This is a genomic window from Klebsiella sp. JN_Kp122 (assembly GCF_040062085.1).
GTDB lineage: Bacteria > Pseudomonadota > Gammaproteobacteria > Enterobacterales > Enterobacteriaceae > Klebsiella > Klebsiella aerogenes.
This window is the reverse complement of sequence record NZ_JBEAHW010000036.1, coordinates 24,511-40,690: the sequence shown is the minus strand read 5'-3', so window position 1 is coordinate 40,690 and position 16,180 is coordinate 24,511. Positions and strand designations below refer to the sequence as shown.

Annotated in this window: 13 protein-coding genes; 11 read left to right on the top strand and 2 right to left on the bottom strand. The window is 51.0% G+C overall.

Annotated elements, in window-relative coordinates; genetic code table 11:
* The first annotated feature begins 76 nt into the window (after nt 1-76).
* From dnaJ to ABLU78_RS14640, 3 genes are all read left to right on the top strand, one after another.
* Nucleotides 77-1,222, top strand: a complete 1,146-nt coding sequence (gene dnaJ / locus ABLU78_RS14650; protein ID WP_045378940.1) for a molecular chaperone DnaJ — start codon at nt 77-79, stop codon at nt 1,220-1,222.
* 169 nt (nt 1,223-1,391) lie between these two features.
* Nucleotides 1,392-2,336, top strand: coding sequence for a LysR family transcriptional regulator (locus ABLU78_RS14645; RefSeq protein ID WP_032709849.1), 945 nt, complete (start codon nt 1,392-1,394; stop codon nt 2,334-2,336).
* A 126-nt stretch (nt 2,337-2,462) separates the two neighbouring features.
* On the top strand, nt 2,463-2,807 hold the full coding sequence (locus ABLU78_RS14640; RefSeq protein ID WP_045378934.1) for a phage holin family protein: 345 nt from the start codon (nt 2,463-2,465) through the stop codon (nt 2,805-2,807).
* Between the two features lie 60 nt (nt 2,808-2,867).
* Here the strand turns inward: ABLU78_RS14640 and ABLU78_RS14635 are convergent, their stop codons facing one another.
* Both ABLU78_RS14635 and ABLU78_RS14630 read right to left on the bottom strand, forming a co-directional pair.
* Nucleotides 2,868-3,401, bottom strand: coding sequence for a glycoside hydrolase family 108 protein (locus tag ABLU78_RS14635; RefSeq protein WP_032713290.1), 534 nt, complete (start codon nt 3,399-3,401; stop codon nt 2,868-2,870).
* A 15-nt stretch (nt 3,402-3,416) separates the two neighbouring features.
* Complete coding sequence (locus ABLU78_RS14630; RefSeq protein ID WP_045388784.1) at nt 3,417-3,860, bottom strand: transcriptional regulator; 444 nt, start codon at nt 3,858-3,860, stop codon at nt 3,417-3,419.
* Between the two features lie 390 nt (nt 3,861-4,250).
* Here ABLU78_RS14630 and ABLU78_RS14625 point away from each other — a divergent pair, with 390 nt between their 5' ends.
* The 8 genes from ABLU78_RS14625 to ABLU78_RS14590 all read left to right on the top strand — a co-directional run bounded on the left by ABLU78_RS14625 (nt 4,251) and on the right by ABLU78_RS14590 (nt 16,170).
* Nucleotides 4,251-6,365 (top strand): glycosyl hydrolase family 18 protein, encoded by a 2,115-nt coding sequence (locus ABLU78_RS14625; protein WP_042892469.1) that lies wholly within the window; start codon nt 4,251-4,253, stop codon nt 6,363-6,365.
* 88 nt (nt 6,366-6,453) lie between these two features.
* A complete protein-coding gene (locus ABLU78_RS14620; protein WP_048230090.1) occupies nt 6,454-9,384 on the top strand; it encodes a hypothetical protein in 2,931 nt (976 codons plus the stop codon).
* 318 nt (nt 9,385-9,702) lie between these two features.
* A complete protein-coding gene (locus ABLU78_RS14615; RefSeq protein WP_015368342.1) occupies nt 9,703-10,395 on the top strand; it encodes a winged helix-turn-helix transcriptional regulator in 693 nt (230 codons plus the stop codon).
* Nucleotides 10,396-10,710: 315 nt separating this feature from the next.
* Nucleotides 10,711-11,253 (top strand): fimbrial protein BcfA, encoded by a 543-nt coding sequence (locus tag ABLU78_RS14610; protein WP_015368341.1) that lies wholly within the window; start codon nt 10,711-10,713, stop codon nt 11,251-11,253.
* Between the two features lie 71 nt (nt 11,254-11,324).
* Nucleotides 11,325-12,011 (top strand): fimbria/pilus periplasmic chaperone, encoded by a 687-nt coding sequence (locus ABLU78_RS14605; RefSeq protein WP_048230158.1) that lies wholly within the window; start codon nt 11,325-11,327, stop codon nt 12,009-12,011.
* 7 nt (nt 12,012-12,018) lie between these two features.
* Nucleotides 12,019-14,625: a fimbrial biogenesis usher protein gene (locus ABLU78_RS14600; protein ID WP_162866944.1), complete on the top strand. Its 2,607-nt coding sequence runs from the start codon at nt 12,019-12,021 to the stop codon at nt 14,623-14,625.
* Nucleotides 14,626-15,633 (top strand): fimbrial protein BcfD, encoded by a 1,008-nt coding sequence (locus ABLU78_RS14595; protein WP_032713300.1) that lies wholly within the window; start codon nt 14,626-14,628, stop codon nt 15,631-15,633.
* A complete protein-coding gene (locus ABLU78_RS14590) occupies nt 15,634-16,170 on the top strand; it encodes a fimbrial protein BcfE (RefSeq protein ID WP_048230092.1) in 537 nt (178 codons plus the stop codon).
* Nucleotides 16,171-16,180 lie beyond the last annotated feature (10 nt).

The following is a 16,180-nucleotide window of genomic DNA, read 5'->3' as shown; positions in this document are numbered from 1 at the left end:
ACGGGTAAAACACTGGCACGGGCGAAGAGGTTTCCTCTCCGCCCGTGCACGCATGTTAAGGGGCTGAAAAACACCAATGGCAAAGCAAGATTATTACGAGATTTTAGGCGTTTCCAAAACAGCGGAAGAGCGTGAAATCAAAAAGGCGTACAAGCGCCTGGCCATGAAATACCACCCGGACCGTAACCAGGGTGACAAAGAGGCCGAAGCCAAATTTAAAGAAATCAAAGAAGCGTATGAAGTCCTGACTGATGCCCAGAAGCGTGCAGCCTACGATCAGTACGGCCACGCCGCGTTTGAACAAGGCGGCATGGGCGGCGGCGGTTTCGGCGGCGGCGGCTTTGGCGGCGGCGCGGATTTCAGCGATATCTTTGGCGATGTGTTCGGCGATATTTTCGGCGGCGGTCGCGGTCGTCAGCGCGCGGCGCGCGGCGCAGATCTACGTTACAACATGGAATTGACGCTGGAAGAAGCGGTCCGTGGCGTCACCAAGGAAATCCGCATCCCGACGCTGGAAGAGTGCGATGTCTGCCACGGCAGCGGCGCTAAATCCGGTACTCAGCCGCAGACCTGTCCAACCTGTCACGGTTCCGGTCAGGTCCAGATGCGTCAGGGCTTCTTTGCCGTTCAGCAAACCTGTCCGCACTGTCAGGGACGCGGTACGCTGATTAAAGATCCGTGCAATAAATGCCACGGTCACGGTCGCGTTGAAAAAACCAAAACCTTGTCGGTGAAAATCCCGGCTGGCGTCGACACCGGCGATCGCATTCGTCTGGCTGGCGAAGGCGAAGCGGGCGAGCATGGCGCTCCAGCGGGCGATCTGTATGTTCAGGTACAGGTGAAACAGCACGCGATTTTCGAGCGTGAAGGGAATAACCTGTATTGTGAAGTACCGATCAACTTCACCATGGCTGCGCTTGGCGGCGAGATTGAAGTACCGACGCTGGATGGCCGCGTAAACCTGAAAGTTCCTGGCGAAACGCAAACCGGCAAACTGTTCCGCATGCGCGGCAAGGGCGTTAAATCCGTTCGCGGCGGTGCTCAGGGCGATCTGCTGTGTCGCGTGGTGGTAGAAACGCCAGTGGGCCTGAATGACAAGCAGAAGCAATTGCTTAAAGAGTTGCAGGAAACTTTTGGCGGCCCTACGGGGGAAAAAAATAGCCCGCGTTCCAAAAGCTTCTTCGATGGCGTGAAAAAATTCTTTGATGATTTAACGCGTTAATTGCGTTTAATCACCTTATTAGCACAAGCCTGAACATCCTTGTTCAGGCTTTTTTCTGTCCCAATCTCACCCTTGAATAGAAACGCTATACTTTGTTTAGCATGTCCGGATTTGATTTATTTTGAGTATTATCTATATTGCTTTTTTCGATAAAAGAGGCTGACAGTGGATGGGATCGAAAGGTGCCAATAAGGGCTTTGATTATAATTTAATCAAGGTTCTTGACGCTGTCATTTCGGCAGGTAATGCCGTGAAGGCGGCGAAAAAATTGGCCATCACTCCCGCAGCGGTCTCTCTGGCATTAAGACGTCTGCAAAACTTCTATGAGCAAGAGCTGTTTGTCAGAAGCAAAGATGGTTTACTGCCAACGGCGAAAGCGATCGAAATCCACCATAGTTTTCGCCAGGCTATGTCGCTTGTCGATAATACCTTTCAGACTGCAAGCAAGGCCGATGATGCCCGGATTACGATCCTTGGAAGTGACTTCATCGAAAGCTATTACCTTTCCCAATTGTACGGTAGCGCGCTTTTCGAGCAGAGCGTTATCAACCATTTTTCGTCCCGCAACATTAGCCGCGATAAAGCTAAAGAGCTTTTACTGACGGCACAATGTGATTTATCGATCGGTTCTGAACCGTTGGTTGAGGCCGGACTCGATAATCAAGTTATTGATAGCTTTAGAAACTTTGTCTGTATTTGCGCCAAAGGCCATTTATTCAGCGAACTATCGCAGCTTTCTTTGCATCAGTTCTACTCTTCCCGCCATGCCATGTATCAACCCGGCATTTCCTCTCCTTCCATCATCACTGATAACGGATTATTTAAAGATGATGTTTATTACCGTGGTTCCCGAGCTATAGGCTATTGCAGCGACTCCATCACTGGAGTGGTTAGCATGGTAGAAAGAACCACATTAATTGCGCTATTGCCTTTAAAACTTGCGCTGTTTTATAAAAATCAGCGTAAATACGATATAAATTTCATTCAACCTCCACCTGAATTAATGTTTAAGTCCGTGCAGGTTTATGCTTCATGGAACAAAAACAGTAGAAATATATCAGCGATAAATGAAACGGTTTCCATGTTGCATACGCTGTCATCATTCCGACGGTAAGTTTCATCACCTTACCGTCATTGAGATGATGTGGTTAGTCTTGATGTTCTTTGATTACCTTTCCGCGACTCTGCCACTTACACTCCTGATGAATCTTTTTTAAACTTTAGTTATTCAGGAGCGATTATGTCTATACCTAATCATTTAGAAACAACGGAAGTTGTGCTACTGGAAGTGGAAATACTTCTGACCATTATCTCTATTGGCGCCTGGGGCGGTTTCGTCAGTTTCCTTCTTCGCAGGAATAAAGAAGAAGATGGCGAATCACATCAGGGGATTATGACCTGCCTGACGCAGGTGGTCATATCTTGCTTTACCAGTTTTCTCCTTAGCGCTATTGCTATCGAAAAAGGGTTTAGCTTTAACATGGTGCTGTTGGCCGCTGGTTTAGGCGGTGTATTTGCCGGCCCGATTTTAAAAATCCTCGGAGAGAAAGTTAAAAACGCGGTTGGCGGTACGAAACTCAAATAGTTTCATCGGGTAATAAAAGGCTCATCCATGAGTCTTTTATTATAAATTCAGCCGTACCAACTATGTCACTCGGTTTTTAATCCAGCCGTAAATAAACTCTTCATTTTTCCGGCGATTTTCGCAGATATCAAGATAATAAGCTCCCTGGCTGCAGTTGAGTGCTTTCACTAACACCGCTTCTCCTTCTTTACCTCGTCGCGACAAATAGGAATTTAGCGCATGTAAGGTTTGCGGGCCGATGCTGCCATCTGCTTTTATATCCGGGTAATACTGCTGCTCGCGATTCATCACGTTAAGCCAGCGCTGTAGCCACGTACAAGGGTGATGAGGACCAATATTCACGGCGGCATCGCAGAGTTCAAATGCCACCGCCCAGGAAAGTTGCGATACTTGTTCAAAGCCGGGTTTGATCCAGTAATCCGTTTCCAGCATCGCATAGGCTTCATTGTGAGAAAGTTCGCTCATCTTTCCTTGATAACCGTGCGCTCGCGCCGTTGCTTCAGTGATGCCCCAGTTAGTCTCACCGCCTTTATCCTTCGGGTTGGCGCTATAGCCGCCCTCCAGTCCGAGGATTCCATCAATAATTGGATTCATTTTATTCTCCCTGAATTAATGAATATGCATGTACATCATTGTACCTAGCGTGACCGAAAAGACGGTGGTCAGGGCCGCTAGCGTTTTACGGAAAAACTGCTTCCTGACTTTAGGTTTTTTGGGTTCGACTTTCTCAATGGTGATGTCCTTGTTGACCTGTAATCCCTGGCGCGGGATGGTAATGAAAAGATCGTTTATGCCCAGCGTTTTCAGGTCACGTCTGATTAAATACAGTATCTGCGTTAGATTGGCATCATTCACAAAATGACTTCTGCTACCCCACAGCTCATTGGTAATTTTCTGTCGTTCGATAATCTCCAGATGAGCGTTTTCAATAATGAAGCTAAGACATTTGGAACGCATCGCCGTCATTCGAATAACCTGCGAATTTGAGCTTGTTCTTAGTTCATATTTCTGTTCGTTGTAGATACAGTTGTTATTGATGAGATATGTTTTCATAACGTCGTCCTTTAGATTTGCACATCCTGATTGTCGCCGATGAATATATTGCACGAGAAATGGCTTAATCCATTTTTTGTCATCTGTTTTATTGTAGTGTTATTTGTTGAGGAGATTCTTGTCACATAATCTCACGTAAATTAAATGACGATTAATTACTACCTAAATAATATTTAATATGCTGTCTGTTTTTTGTCACTCCGGCCGGGAGATGGACCTCATTTGCCCAATGATGTCACGCTGATGTTTCCTGATAAGACATCATAAAAATAATTCTTTAACGCTGATGAATTGCTGAGATTTTGTGATTAGCCGATTCTTTGTGAGTCATGGATTATTGGTCTCGCAGAACGAACTGCGATAAATTTTAAACTTAAAAGGAAATTTAAAATGGCTACCAGCAAACTGATTAAAGGCGATACTCTTACCGAAACCAGCAACGCCGCTGATGGTTTTAACCCAGCAACTGAAGTTAGCAACTATAGCTATACTTCAGCGCGTGTCGCAAAGCCGGTCTATAACAAATATAAAGCAGCAACCACTAAGCCGAAGGTATTTGGCTATTATACCGACTGGTCTCAGTATGATGGTCGCCTGCAAGGGGACGATTCTAAAGATAACCGCGGTCGCGGCTACGACCTGACCAATATCTCACCGACTGCTTACGATAAAATTATTTTCGGCTTCGTTGGCGTGACCGGTTTCCATAAAAATGATGGCCAGTATCGTGACGTCGTGGCTGAAGGCGCGGAACAGTGCGGTAAAGTTAAGTACGAACCGACTTTCCTTGATCCATGGGGTGATTTCCAGTCTTACGTCAACGTTGGACATAGCGTTAGCGGCTGGGATGTTGATCCGAAGACCGTGACTCAAGAAAATTGTAAAGGTCTGCTTGGCGGTCTGCGCGATCTGCAGGCGAAAGCGAAACAGCAGGGCCATAACCTGGTGCTGTCCATGAGCATCGGCGGCTGGACCATGAGTAACGGCTTCCATGAAACCGCAGCGTCTGATTCCGCACGTAAAACCTTCGCCAAAGGCGTGGTGAAACTGTTCAAACAGTTCCCGATGTTCAGCGAAGTGGATATCGATTGGGAATATCCGAATGCCGAAGGCGCGGGCAACCCTTGCGGCCCGGAAGATGGCGAAAACTACGCCCTGCTTATTGGCGAACTGCGTAAGCAACTGGATTCCGCCAGCCTGAGCAATGTGAAAATCTCTATCGCCAGCTCCGCGGTCGTGAAGACCTTTGATTACTCCAACGTGAAAGCGCTGATTAAAGCAGGTCTGTACGGCATTAACCTGATGACCTATGACTTCTTTGGCACCCCGTGGGCGGAAAGCGTTGCTCATCACACTAACCTGAATGCGCTGGAAGAGGGCGGTTGGGGCGTCAACACTATCGTGGAACATCTGCTGTCTGAAGGTTTCCCTGCTGAAAATATCAACATTGGTTATGCCGGCTATACCCGTAATGGCCGTAACGTTGAGCTGGAGTCGCTGTCTCCGCTGAAAGGCACCTATAACCCGGGTAACGGCGATACCACCGGTACTTTCGAATCCGGCACTAATGAATGGTATGACGTGATCTACAACTACCTGGATCTGGAAAACCAGAAAGGCCGTAACGGTTTCAACGTCTACACCGACCAGGTCGCTGATGCTGACTACCTGTATAACCCGGAATCCAAGCTGTTCATGTCCCTGGATACCCCGCGTTCAGTAAAAGCAAAGGGCGAATATGCAGCAAGTCTGGGCCTGGGCGGTATGTTTACCTGGACTATCGATCAGGATAATGGCGTGTTGCTGAACGCAGCTCGTGAAGGCCTCGGTTATGAAATTGAGTCTGAAGTCATCGATATGGACCCGTTCTATTTCGAAGGCATCAACGTAGAAAAAGATGAATCCGAAGAAGACGATAAGACAACTGACGTCAATCATGCGCCAAAAGCCGCTATTGAGCTGCTGGTCGTCGGCGGTTCTACCGTTCAACTGTCTGGCGCGGGTTCTTCTGATGAAGATGATGATGAACTGAGCTACAGCTGGGGCGTGCCATCTGGAATTACCGTCGCGGATAAAGCCGCGGAAGTGATTGAGTTCGTGGTGCCTGAAGTGAGCGCGAAAACGACCCTCCAGTTCACTCTGTTTGTGCGTGACTGCTACAACGAACCTTCCACTCAGCAACGTTTTGTGCTGACTGCGGTTCCAGCATTAGCTGCTCAGGGCGAACCTGAACCGGCTGATGAAGAAGATGAAACTGACATTATTCCGGTTCCAGACGAAGATACTACACCGGCTGAAGATGACGCCTCTACCGATGATGCGGCAGACCAGGATGCGCCTCACGCGCTGTGGGATGCTAACACCGTATACGGCGCAAGCTGGGGTACCTTCGAAATTGTTAGCTGGAAAGGTCACAACTACCAGGTGAAATGGTGGTCCCAGGGCGACCAGCCTGACCTGAACTGCGGTCAGAGCGGCGCATGGACTGACTTAGGCGCTTACTGATACTTCTGCGCTTAACGAGGTATGGGCTCCATGACAAAGCCCCGGTTTTCCGGGGCTTTTTTCCACCAGGGAATGAGGAATCACGTTGATGACCGTTGTAATTAAAAATAGCCAGATTGATGTGAACAGCTGGTACCAAAAAGTCACTTTAACCTTCACAAACGAAAGTCACCGCGCGGTTGACCTGAACCAGGCGGCAATTAGCTTTACCGCCTCCGGTCATCCGGATCCGTGGGGCAATACGGGAGGCACGCTAAAAGGGGATCGTTCATTAACTTTGCGTGACACCGCCCAGGGAACCCTGGAGTTCAATGAAATCATCATCAACAACAGTAGTGAATTATTACTGCAGGCAGGGGAAAGCGGTACCCTGTTTTTTAGCCTGGCTGCCACCCAGGTACCGGTAAAAATGTCCACCTTTACGTTAACTCTGACGGACGACACCGCTGATGAAGTTGAACCTGAATCGCCTGTCGATGATACGATGACCGGCGCAGCACTGACCCTGGTATCCGGTGAGGTGAAAGCGTCCAGTTGGTATCAGCGCATTGCCTTGACGCTGACGAACCAGTATTCGCAGTCCGTCGATATTAACCAGTTGAAATTAGGCTTCACCGCGACCGCGCATCCCGATCCGTACAGTCCATTTAGCGGCACTATGCTGGGTAATCAGGCAGTGACGCTGACCAGCGACGGCGGTTGGCCGACAGAAAAAAATACCATCACAATCAATAACGACGGCGAGTACCTGTTGGCTTCCGGTAAATCGGCGGTGCTGGAATTTTATCTTTCGGCCACGCAAACACCCGTCGTACTTAGCGACCTCACGGCGACGCTGGCCCATGATCCTGGACGCCAGGGACAAATCATTGTGCAATTCCCGGCGCAGGCGCAGAGCACCTCGCTGAAGCCGGAGATCGAACTGCAGTATCCGGATGGCCGCCAGCAGCGCTTTGCCGGCGAATGGGGCGCTTCGCTGACCATTGGCGATCTGAGCGCAGGAAGCTACGGTATTACGGTACTGGAATTGTGTAACGACGAGATGAGAATTTCACCCGTTGCTGAAAGTTATACGTTGAAACTCTCGTCCGGTAACGCCGTTGAACGGTGCCAGATTGCTTATCAGCCAGCGGCGATCTTTGCCGCGATCGAGCTGCTGCTGGCGGATGATGAACTGGAAGGCGCGGAAGTCGTCGTTGAGCTGTGGTCGGAAGCAGGTGTACGCGAACGTACCCTGACGCTGATGGCGAACCAACCGCAGCGCGTCACTCGGCTATTAGCAAATCATCAATATGCTATTTGCCTGCAGCCGACCACGATGAACAATCAGTTACTGACGACCCCAGCTCAGCCTGCGGCATTCGTGCCGAGGGTCGGTGAGACGATGCAGGTGAACGTAGCATTACAAAAAACGCCCGTTGCGAGCGACACCTTTGTTGAGGTCGCGGTAACGGTATTAGGCTTACCGCAGGGCGCAGCTGCTCAACGCTATCGTTTCTGCTGCGGCAGTCATCAGTATAGTTTCGTGCTGCAAAGCGATACTCGACAGCAGAAAATGCCGCTGCGTTTCGCTGCCGGGGAATATAGCGTGCAGGTAGCAGATGTATACATCGCTGGTACGCCATGGCGCTGTGACGTCAGCGCGCCATTGCGTTTGCTGCAAAGCGTTAATAATGTCGCGCTTGAGTTTATCCAGGGCGTTCCGCTGCAGGTAAAAGGATGGCCGAATTATCTGGCACACGGCGGCGTGACGGTGAATGCAGCGGAGACTGTCGATCTTTATCGTGGCGTGCCGTTCAGCGCGCTGTTTAAATATGATGGTTTTGATGGCGGCGGCGATCCGATTCCGGCGGCGGAAGTGGACACTAACGGCGATGGCTTCCTTGATTATGCCTCACTACCGATCCATAAAACCGTGCCTTTGGTTCGCGAGATCGAGGCCGACGCCGGCCGTGCGGTGATGCCGGTGATGGTGGTCTATACCGCCAATGCCAGCGGCGGCAGCGCGGTATCGGACCTGCAGGACGAACAGCGTCTACGCAATCACTTTGGTAGCTTTATTACCCAGTGTCTGGCGGCGCAATCCTGGAAAGATGACCAGCATCCGGTTCCGGCAACCTTTGTCCTGAATCCAGACTTCCTTGGCGCCATGCAGCAGGAGCCTTATGGCTATACCGCGCTGCGTAAGGCCAATAGCGTACAGGTCAATGTCCAACTGGCGGCGGCGATTAATGCGCTTCCTTCGATGCCAGGGTTCAGCGCGCCGACGCTGCCGACTTTCAGCAACGATTTGTACGGCTACGTACAGGCGATTAACTATATCGTTCGCCAGTTCGCACCGGACATCGCGTTTGGCTGGCAGACCAACGTTTGGGCGACGGGCACGGCAGATTGGCTGCTGCGCGCCAATGCCGCACCGCGGGAACAAGGGGCGGCGATCGCTGACTTCATTAATGAACTGGGCGTGTACGGCGGCGACTATGCGCCAGATTTTATCGTATTTGATAAATTCGAACGCGACTGCTTCAGCCCGGATGCCTTAGCCCACTACGGCTGGAACGCTACCTGCTGGTTTAACTATCTGGGCATGGTGAAGGAGGTCGCCAGAGCGTTGCAGAAACCGGCGATGTTGTGGCAGATCCCCGGCGGCCATATGCCGACAGTGGCGGAAGGGACCAGTAAAATTGCGGCGGCGCATTTTGCGTCAGGTGGCACTTTCTTCATGGGGGATTCGCGGATTGGCAGCGATATCAACGCCATTACCCCAACGCTGCTAAATACCGCGATGAACAGCACGACCTATGGCGTCGCGACGGTGGGTGATTTTCTGCGCCGCGATGGCGGATATGATTGGAGCCAGATGCAGGCGTTAACTCTGCCGGACTATAACGTTTTTGCCGTGCTGTGGGGCGGCGGTTCGACCGTCAGTATCACCACTATTCATTCCAACGGTGAAGATGGCGGTTGGTTGTCAGAGAAAATGGCGGAGTACTACGCAGCGCCCCGCTACTTTAGTTAATTTCCTCTATTTCATGTAGCGTTAAGGTGGTGATTCAGAAGAGGTACTATTCTGGATCGCCGCCTTTTCACTTTCTTGTTATATCATAAAAAATAATTTCATTTGTAATAGTGTGCGATGTTAAAAATAGTTATTGATATTTTGAGATCTTTGTTGGTTATTTGTTTGAGAATTACCTTATTCAATAAATGATTGATTATTTGTGCTTTCATCATACATTTATTCTATATTTAGTATTTATTTATTATTAATTGAAGGCTAACTAATGTGCGTATATCTTTATTTCTCATATGATTATGGATATTTAATGAAGATATAATGAAATTAACTAGTTTCGAAAATGATAATGAGAATGTCTTGCACTCATATATTTTCTCTCAGCAGGCTAAACCCCATGCTGCGATTGATGCCTTATTTTCTGCACTCCTGCCATTTGGCAAGCCTTTCATCGTGCAGCCGGGTGAAGAATTTTCGCTGTATACAGAGCAGAGCACCCGAATTGTGTTACTGGAGTCCGGGATCTTCTCTATTTGCCGCAGCGACAGAGGGTTGAATGTGCTATCGGTCTTTGCCCCTTCGCTTGCAGGGCTGATAGATAGCTATGGCGTGACATACGATGTTCCCACCCGCCCGGAGCATTTTTTGATTGCTGAAACAGAATGCCGTGGTCGTGCGGTCTCGCTGGCGGATTTTATTAAAGTGACGGATGAGTGCAATCTTTGGCACGACGTTGCCCGTTTCCTTGCCTATCGTCTGATGGTGATGAACGTTCGCGACCGGGAGCTGGTTGGCGTTGATTCTTATCTTAAGGTTCGCGCGTTATTAATCGAAATTGCCGCCTACAACGACGAATATCGCCAGAGCATCAATGTTCTCAATTTTATTCAACGGCGTACTGGAATATCGAGGAGTCGTACCATGAAGCTTCTTTCGGAATTGCGAAAAGGCGGTTATATCAATATTGATGGTGGACGTCTGTTAGGGGTTAAAAAACTGCCGTTGGCTTACTAATGGCTGAATCTAAATAACAGTTACAATGATTTATTTACTGTAAAAACAGTTAGTTAATGGCGGTCCTATAAAAACAGTCCCTGCCGATTGCAACTCTCTGGCCAATTTATAATAATTAAATAACGGCAGAAATTAATTATCGCTCGGCGCTTATAAATCAGCGCGGGATTGCTATTCATTGAATATAGTATTTCTGTACGCTACAACTTTTAACGTTTTTTGCGCCCGGTACCAACAAGAGAGCTCTGTGAAGAGCGCTCGGTACTAAAATTCGTTATTAACTTATTTTCGACTTGTGTATTTAAAAGGTTATTTATGAAAAAACATCTTTTAGCGATGGTAATGACAGCCATGGCTGCAGGGGGGATGACCTGCGCGGCAAATGCGGATACCTCAACGGTCTCCGGCGGTACGGTGAATTTTACCGGACAGGTTGTGAATGCCGCATGCTCCGTTTCAGCTGACTCTATCGATCAGACGGTTACCCTGAGCCAGGTCCGCACCAGCAAGCTGACGGCTGCCGGTATGGTCGCTAATCAGAAAGAAGATTTCTCGATCAAACTGGAAGATTGCGACACCACCGTTAGCCAGAATGCGGCGGTCATTTTTAATGGTCAGCAGGACAGTTCACTTGCCGGCTCGCTGGCGAATACCGCTGGCGCGGGTTCGGCGACAAATGTTGCGCTGCAGTTGTACGGCCCGGATGGACAGGTTCTGAACATCGGCGACACCTCCGGTGCGATCACTCTGATTAATGGCGAAAACACCGTACCGCTGAGCGTTGATTATGTCGCTACCGGCGCGGCGACTGCAGGTAATGTCGCAGCGACCGCGACCTTCAGCATGGTCTATTCCTGATTGGTATCCGCATCTCCTCCGTTGTTGGCAGCGGAGGGATGCATTTCATCTCCTCCGTGGTTATCAAAAAAATGAGTACGCGAATTACCCCGATTTTATTTTCGTTATTGCTGCTGGCGGCGCTGGGAGTAACTCAGTTGGCCTATGCAGGCGGTATTGCGCTGGGTTCGACCCGGGTTATTTATCCGCAGGGTGATAAGCAGGTCTCTCTGCCGATAATAAACTCCTCCAGCAATAATGTATTTTTAATCCAATCGTGGGTGGCGAATGCCGATGGCGGCCGAAGCGTTGATTTTGTTGTTACCCCGCCGTTGTTCGTCATTCAGCCGGGAAAAGAAAATCTGCTGCGTATTATGTACGTTGGCCCCTCCCTGCCGACAGATCGCGAAAGCGTTTTTTATCTCAACAGTAAAGCCATTCCCTCGGTTAATAAAAGCAAGCTGGCGGCGAATTCGCTGCAAATCGCCACCCAAAGCGTCATTAAACTGTTTATTCGCCCCAAACACTTACCGGTTGCCTCGGTAGATGCTCCGGCAATGTTACGCTGTCAGCGTGCCGACGATCGCCTGACCATCGTCAATCCATCTCCCTATTATGTCTCGCTGGTTGATATTCATGTCGGCGGGCAGAAGTTAGCCAATTCAATGGTCCCGCCGAAAAGCGAGATAACGTTGCAAGGCGGCGTAGGGCAGGTGACTTTCCAGTCGATTAACGATTTCGGCGCCACCACGCCGCTGCAAACCTGTTTGAGTCATTGATATTGTGTTGAAACTCGATGTCGCCGCTCGCCAGTTGACGGTGGGTAGACTTCCGGCGCTTATCAGCCTGGCTCTGATCTCGGCAAGCCTATGCACGCTGCCGCGTAGCTGGGCCGAAAACTATTTTAACCCGGCTTTTTTATCTGACGATCCGTCGAAGATCGCCGATCTTTCCCACTTTGAGGATAATGGCCAGGCACCGGGGGTTTATCGGGTCGATGTCTATCTTAATGGCGCATTGTTGACGACGCGCGATATTGCTTTTCGCGCGAACCAGCAGTCTGCCGATGGATCAGGCCTTCGCGCCTGCCTGACACCTGAGATGCTCAACGGCATGAATGTGAATATCAGCGCATTTCCGCAGTTGGCGAAGGCCGCTGCGGGCGACTGCGTCGATCTTGCTGCTGCGATCCCTGCGGCTTCCAGCGTTTTTGACTTTAGCCAGCAGCGTCTCAATATCAGTATTCCGCAGGCGGCGCTAAACAACCAGGCGCGGGGCTATATTCCGCCACAAAACTGGGATGAAGGTATCAATGCGTTGTTGCTCAACTATACGTTTACCGGCGCGAATAGCCGGGACCGCAGCGTTGGCGGCGGCAATAGCGATAGTTATTTCCTCGGCCTCAATAGCGGATTAAATCTTGGCGCCTGGCGTTTACGTGATTACTCGACATGGAACTACAACAGCGATAATCAGCAACATAAAAGCGACTGGCAGCACATCAGCACCTACGTTGAACGTGATGTGGCGGCGCTGAAAGGCGAGTTGACGGCGGGCGATAGCTACACCCCCGCGGGCGTTTTCGACAGCCTGCCGTTTCGTGGGCTACAGCTGGCGTCTGACGACAATATGCTGCCGGACAGCATGAAAGGCTTCGCGCCGACTATCCACGGCATCGCCAAAAGCAACGCTCAGGTGACGATACGTCAGAACGGCTACACCATCGACCAGCGCTATGTACCGCCTGGCGCATTCACCATCGACGATCTCTATCCGACCTCCTCCAGCGGCGATCTCAACGTCGAGATCAAGGAGTCCGACGGCAGCATCTCCAGCTATAACGTGCCTTATGCCGCCGTACCGGTTCTGCAACGCGAGGGGCGGGTGAAATATGCCGCCACCGCGGCGACCTATCGCGGTGATAGCAGCCAGAAACGAGAGGTGAGTTTCGGCCAGGCGACCCTGATGTGGGGGTTGCCGCATGGCTTTACGCTGTACGGCGGAACGCAGTTTTCCTCCGATTACCGCGCCCTGGCGCTGGGCACTGGAGCTAACTTCGGCGACTGGGGGGCGATTTCCGTCGATCTTACGCAAGCCTACAGTACGCTGGCGGATGAGAGCGAACATCAGGGGCAATCGCTGCGCTTTTTATATGCCAAATCCTTAAACGACCTGGGCACCCATTTTCAATTGTTGGGGTATCGCTACTCAACCTCTGGTTTTTATACCCTTGATGATACCGCGTGGAAGCGGATGTCAGGCTATAACGACCCGCAGGAGGATGACGGCGATCGCGATACTGGCGATGACTACAACCTGTATTACACCAAACGCGGCAAGGTACAGATCAACCTCTCTCAACAGTTCGGTCATTTTGGCTCACTGTACGTCACCGGTAGCCAACAGAGTTATTGGCACACCGATGAAACCAATAATAAATTGCTACAAATTGGCTACAGCGACACGCTGGCCGGGATCTCGTGGAGCCTGTCATATAGCAGCAGCAGCACGCCCGGCGAGGAGGAACGCGACCAGGCGCTGGCGCTCAATATCTCATTACCGCTCAGCCAGTGGCTTTCTCACGGCGACGATATTACCCAGCGGCGTCATAACGTTTATGCGACGTTCTCCACCAGTAGCGATGGCCACGGCGGCGTAACGCAGAATAGCGGTATCAGCGGCACGTTGTTGGATCAAAACAACCTGAGCTACAGCGTTCAGCAGGGATACCAGAATCGGGGCGTTGGCGAGAGCGGTTCCGCCAGCCTGGAATACGATGGCGCGAAGGGCAATCTGAATGTCGGCTACAACAACAGCAATCATGGCGATTATCGGCAACTGAATTATGGCCTCAGCGGCGGAATAGTCGCGCATGCCCATGGCTTGACGCTCAGCCAGCCGCTGGGCGATACCAATGTCCTTATTGCCGTGCCGGGGGCAGGAAACGTCAATATTGAAGATCAGCCGGGGATCCACACCGATAGCCGCGGCTACGCGGTGGTGCCGTATGCCACTACCTATCGCCAGAACCGTATGGCGCTGGACGTCAACTCGCTAAAAGACGATGTCGATATTGATGATGCGGTGATCAATGTCGTTCCCACCCAAGGCGCGCTGGTGCTGGCCAACTTTACGGCACGGGTTGGCGAGCGAGCGCTGTTGACGTTAAGCCGTTACGGGAAACCGCTGCCGTTTGGCGCCACGGTTTCCATTGCTGGCTCGCCTGAAGAAGGCATCGTCGGCGACGACGGGGAAGTGTATCTCTCAGGCCTTAGCCCGCAGGGTACGCTGAAAGCACAATGGGGACAGCATCCTGACCAACAATGTCTCACTCATTATCATCTCCCTGACGTTAGCCAGTCTTTGGCGCGTCAGCATCTGGAATGTCGCTAAATGAAGCCTGTCTCTTTTCTTGTGCTGTTAATGGGGCTGCTGCTGGCCCGCGGTAGTCTGGCGGCCGTTTGCCAGAACACCAATGGCTCGCCTGCAACGGTCGATTATGACCTGACGACGACGCTAACGGCGGCGCAGAATCAGGCCGGTACGACCACGCAACTTAGTAAAAACCAGGATGTGAACGTGCAGGCGGTTTGTCCCGCCGGCTCTTCGGATTCGGGGCGGACGTATCGTTCGTATGTCGCTTCTTCATCGATAGTGGAAACCAACGGCGACTGGAAATATATGCAGCTGGATGGCACCTATCTTGAAGGAGCAATGCGCATTGAAGATTCGGCGGCCGGGGAATTTTATCCACCAATGGATTATGTCTATATGGGCTATGACGCCAACGTTAACAATGGCTCGCCTTTTCCGGTACATGATTCGAATCTGGTATTCCAGCTTAAGGTTGTGAAGCCATTTATTGGCACGGTAAATATCGAGCCGAAGACCATGTTTAATGTCTATGTCACTACCACTGGCGACGATCCACTGAGTAATGTGGTGTACAGCATTGTCTACAGCGGCAGTGTGACAGTGCCGCAAAGCTGCGAAATTAACGCCGGGCAAACCATTCTTGTGGATTTTGGCTCGCTGTACAGCGGCGGCTTCAATCGCGCCGGGGAAAAACCGAGCGGTGTCCGTAAGAAAAGATTCACCGTGCCGGTGAAGTGCAGTGGGGTGGATTCACAGGTCAACTTAAGTCTGCGGTTGATAGCCACCGCCGATAGCCACTTAAGCCAGGCCATTGCCTCTGACAATCCTGATGTTGGCGTGGTGGTTGAGAGCAGCGACGGCGCGGTATTAACGCCGAATGACGCCAGCAGCGTCGAGCCTTTCACGACGGATGAATACGGACGCGCGACTATTTCCCTACAGGCGTATCCAGTCAGTACCACCGGCCAGACGCCGGCGGAGGGGGCCTTCACCGCGCTGGCTAACTTACGGGTGGATTTCGACTAAATGCGCCTGATTCGTTACTTCTTCTTATTCATCCTGCTATGCGGCAACGGTTGCTATGCCGACGATAGCGGTTACAACCTGGAATTCACCGGGACCATTGTCGCGCAAACCTGCGATGTCGAAATTTCCAGCCTCAGCCAGAGTATCGATTTAGGTCAGTTCTCAGTGGCAGATTTTCCCTCTACCGGTACGACGACGAAGTTCAAGCCGTTCAACATCAACCTGAAAAACTGCTCGCGCGGTATTACCGGCAGCAAAATCTGGTTTACCGGTACCGCCGACAGCGACAATCCGGCGCTGCTGGCATTGAGCGATACCGGCATGGGTAGCGAAAAAATGCTGGCAAGCGGCGTTGGCGTGGAGATCCTTGATGAGGACCAGGATGCCGTCAGCATCAATAACACCAGTTCGGTGGTCTACCCGCTGAAAACGGGCCGCAATACCTTATCGTTCTATATCCGCTACAAATCTACCCGGCCAACCGTGACCTCAGGCAATGCGACGGCGGTGATGTGTTTCGACCTGCAATATGAATAGGCGCGCGGCA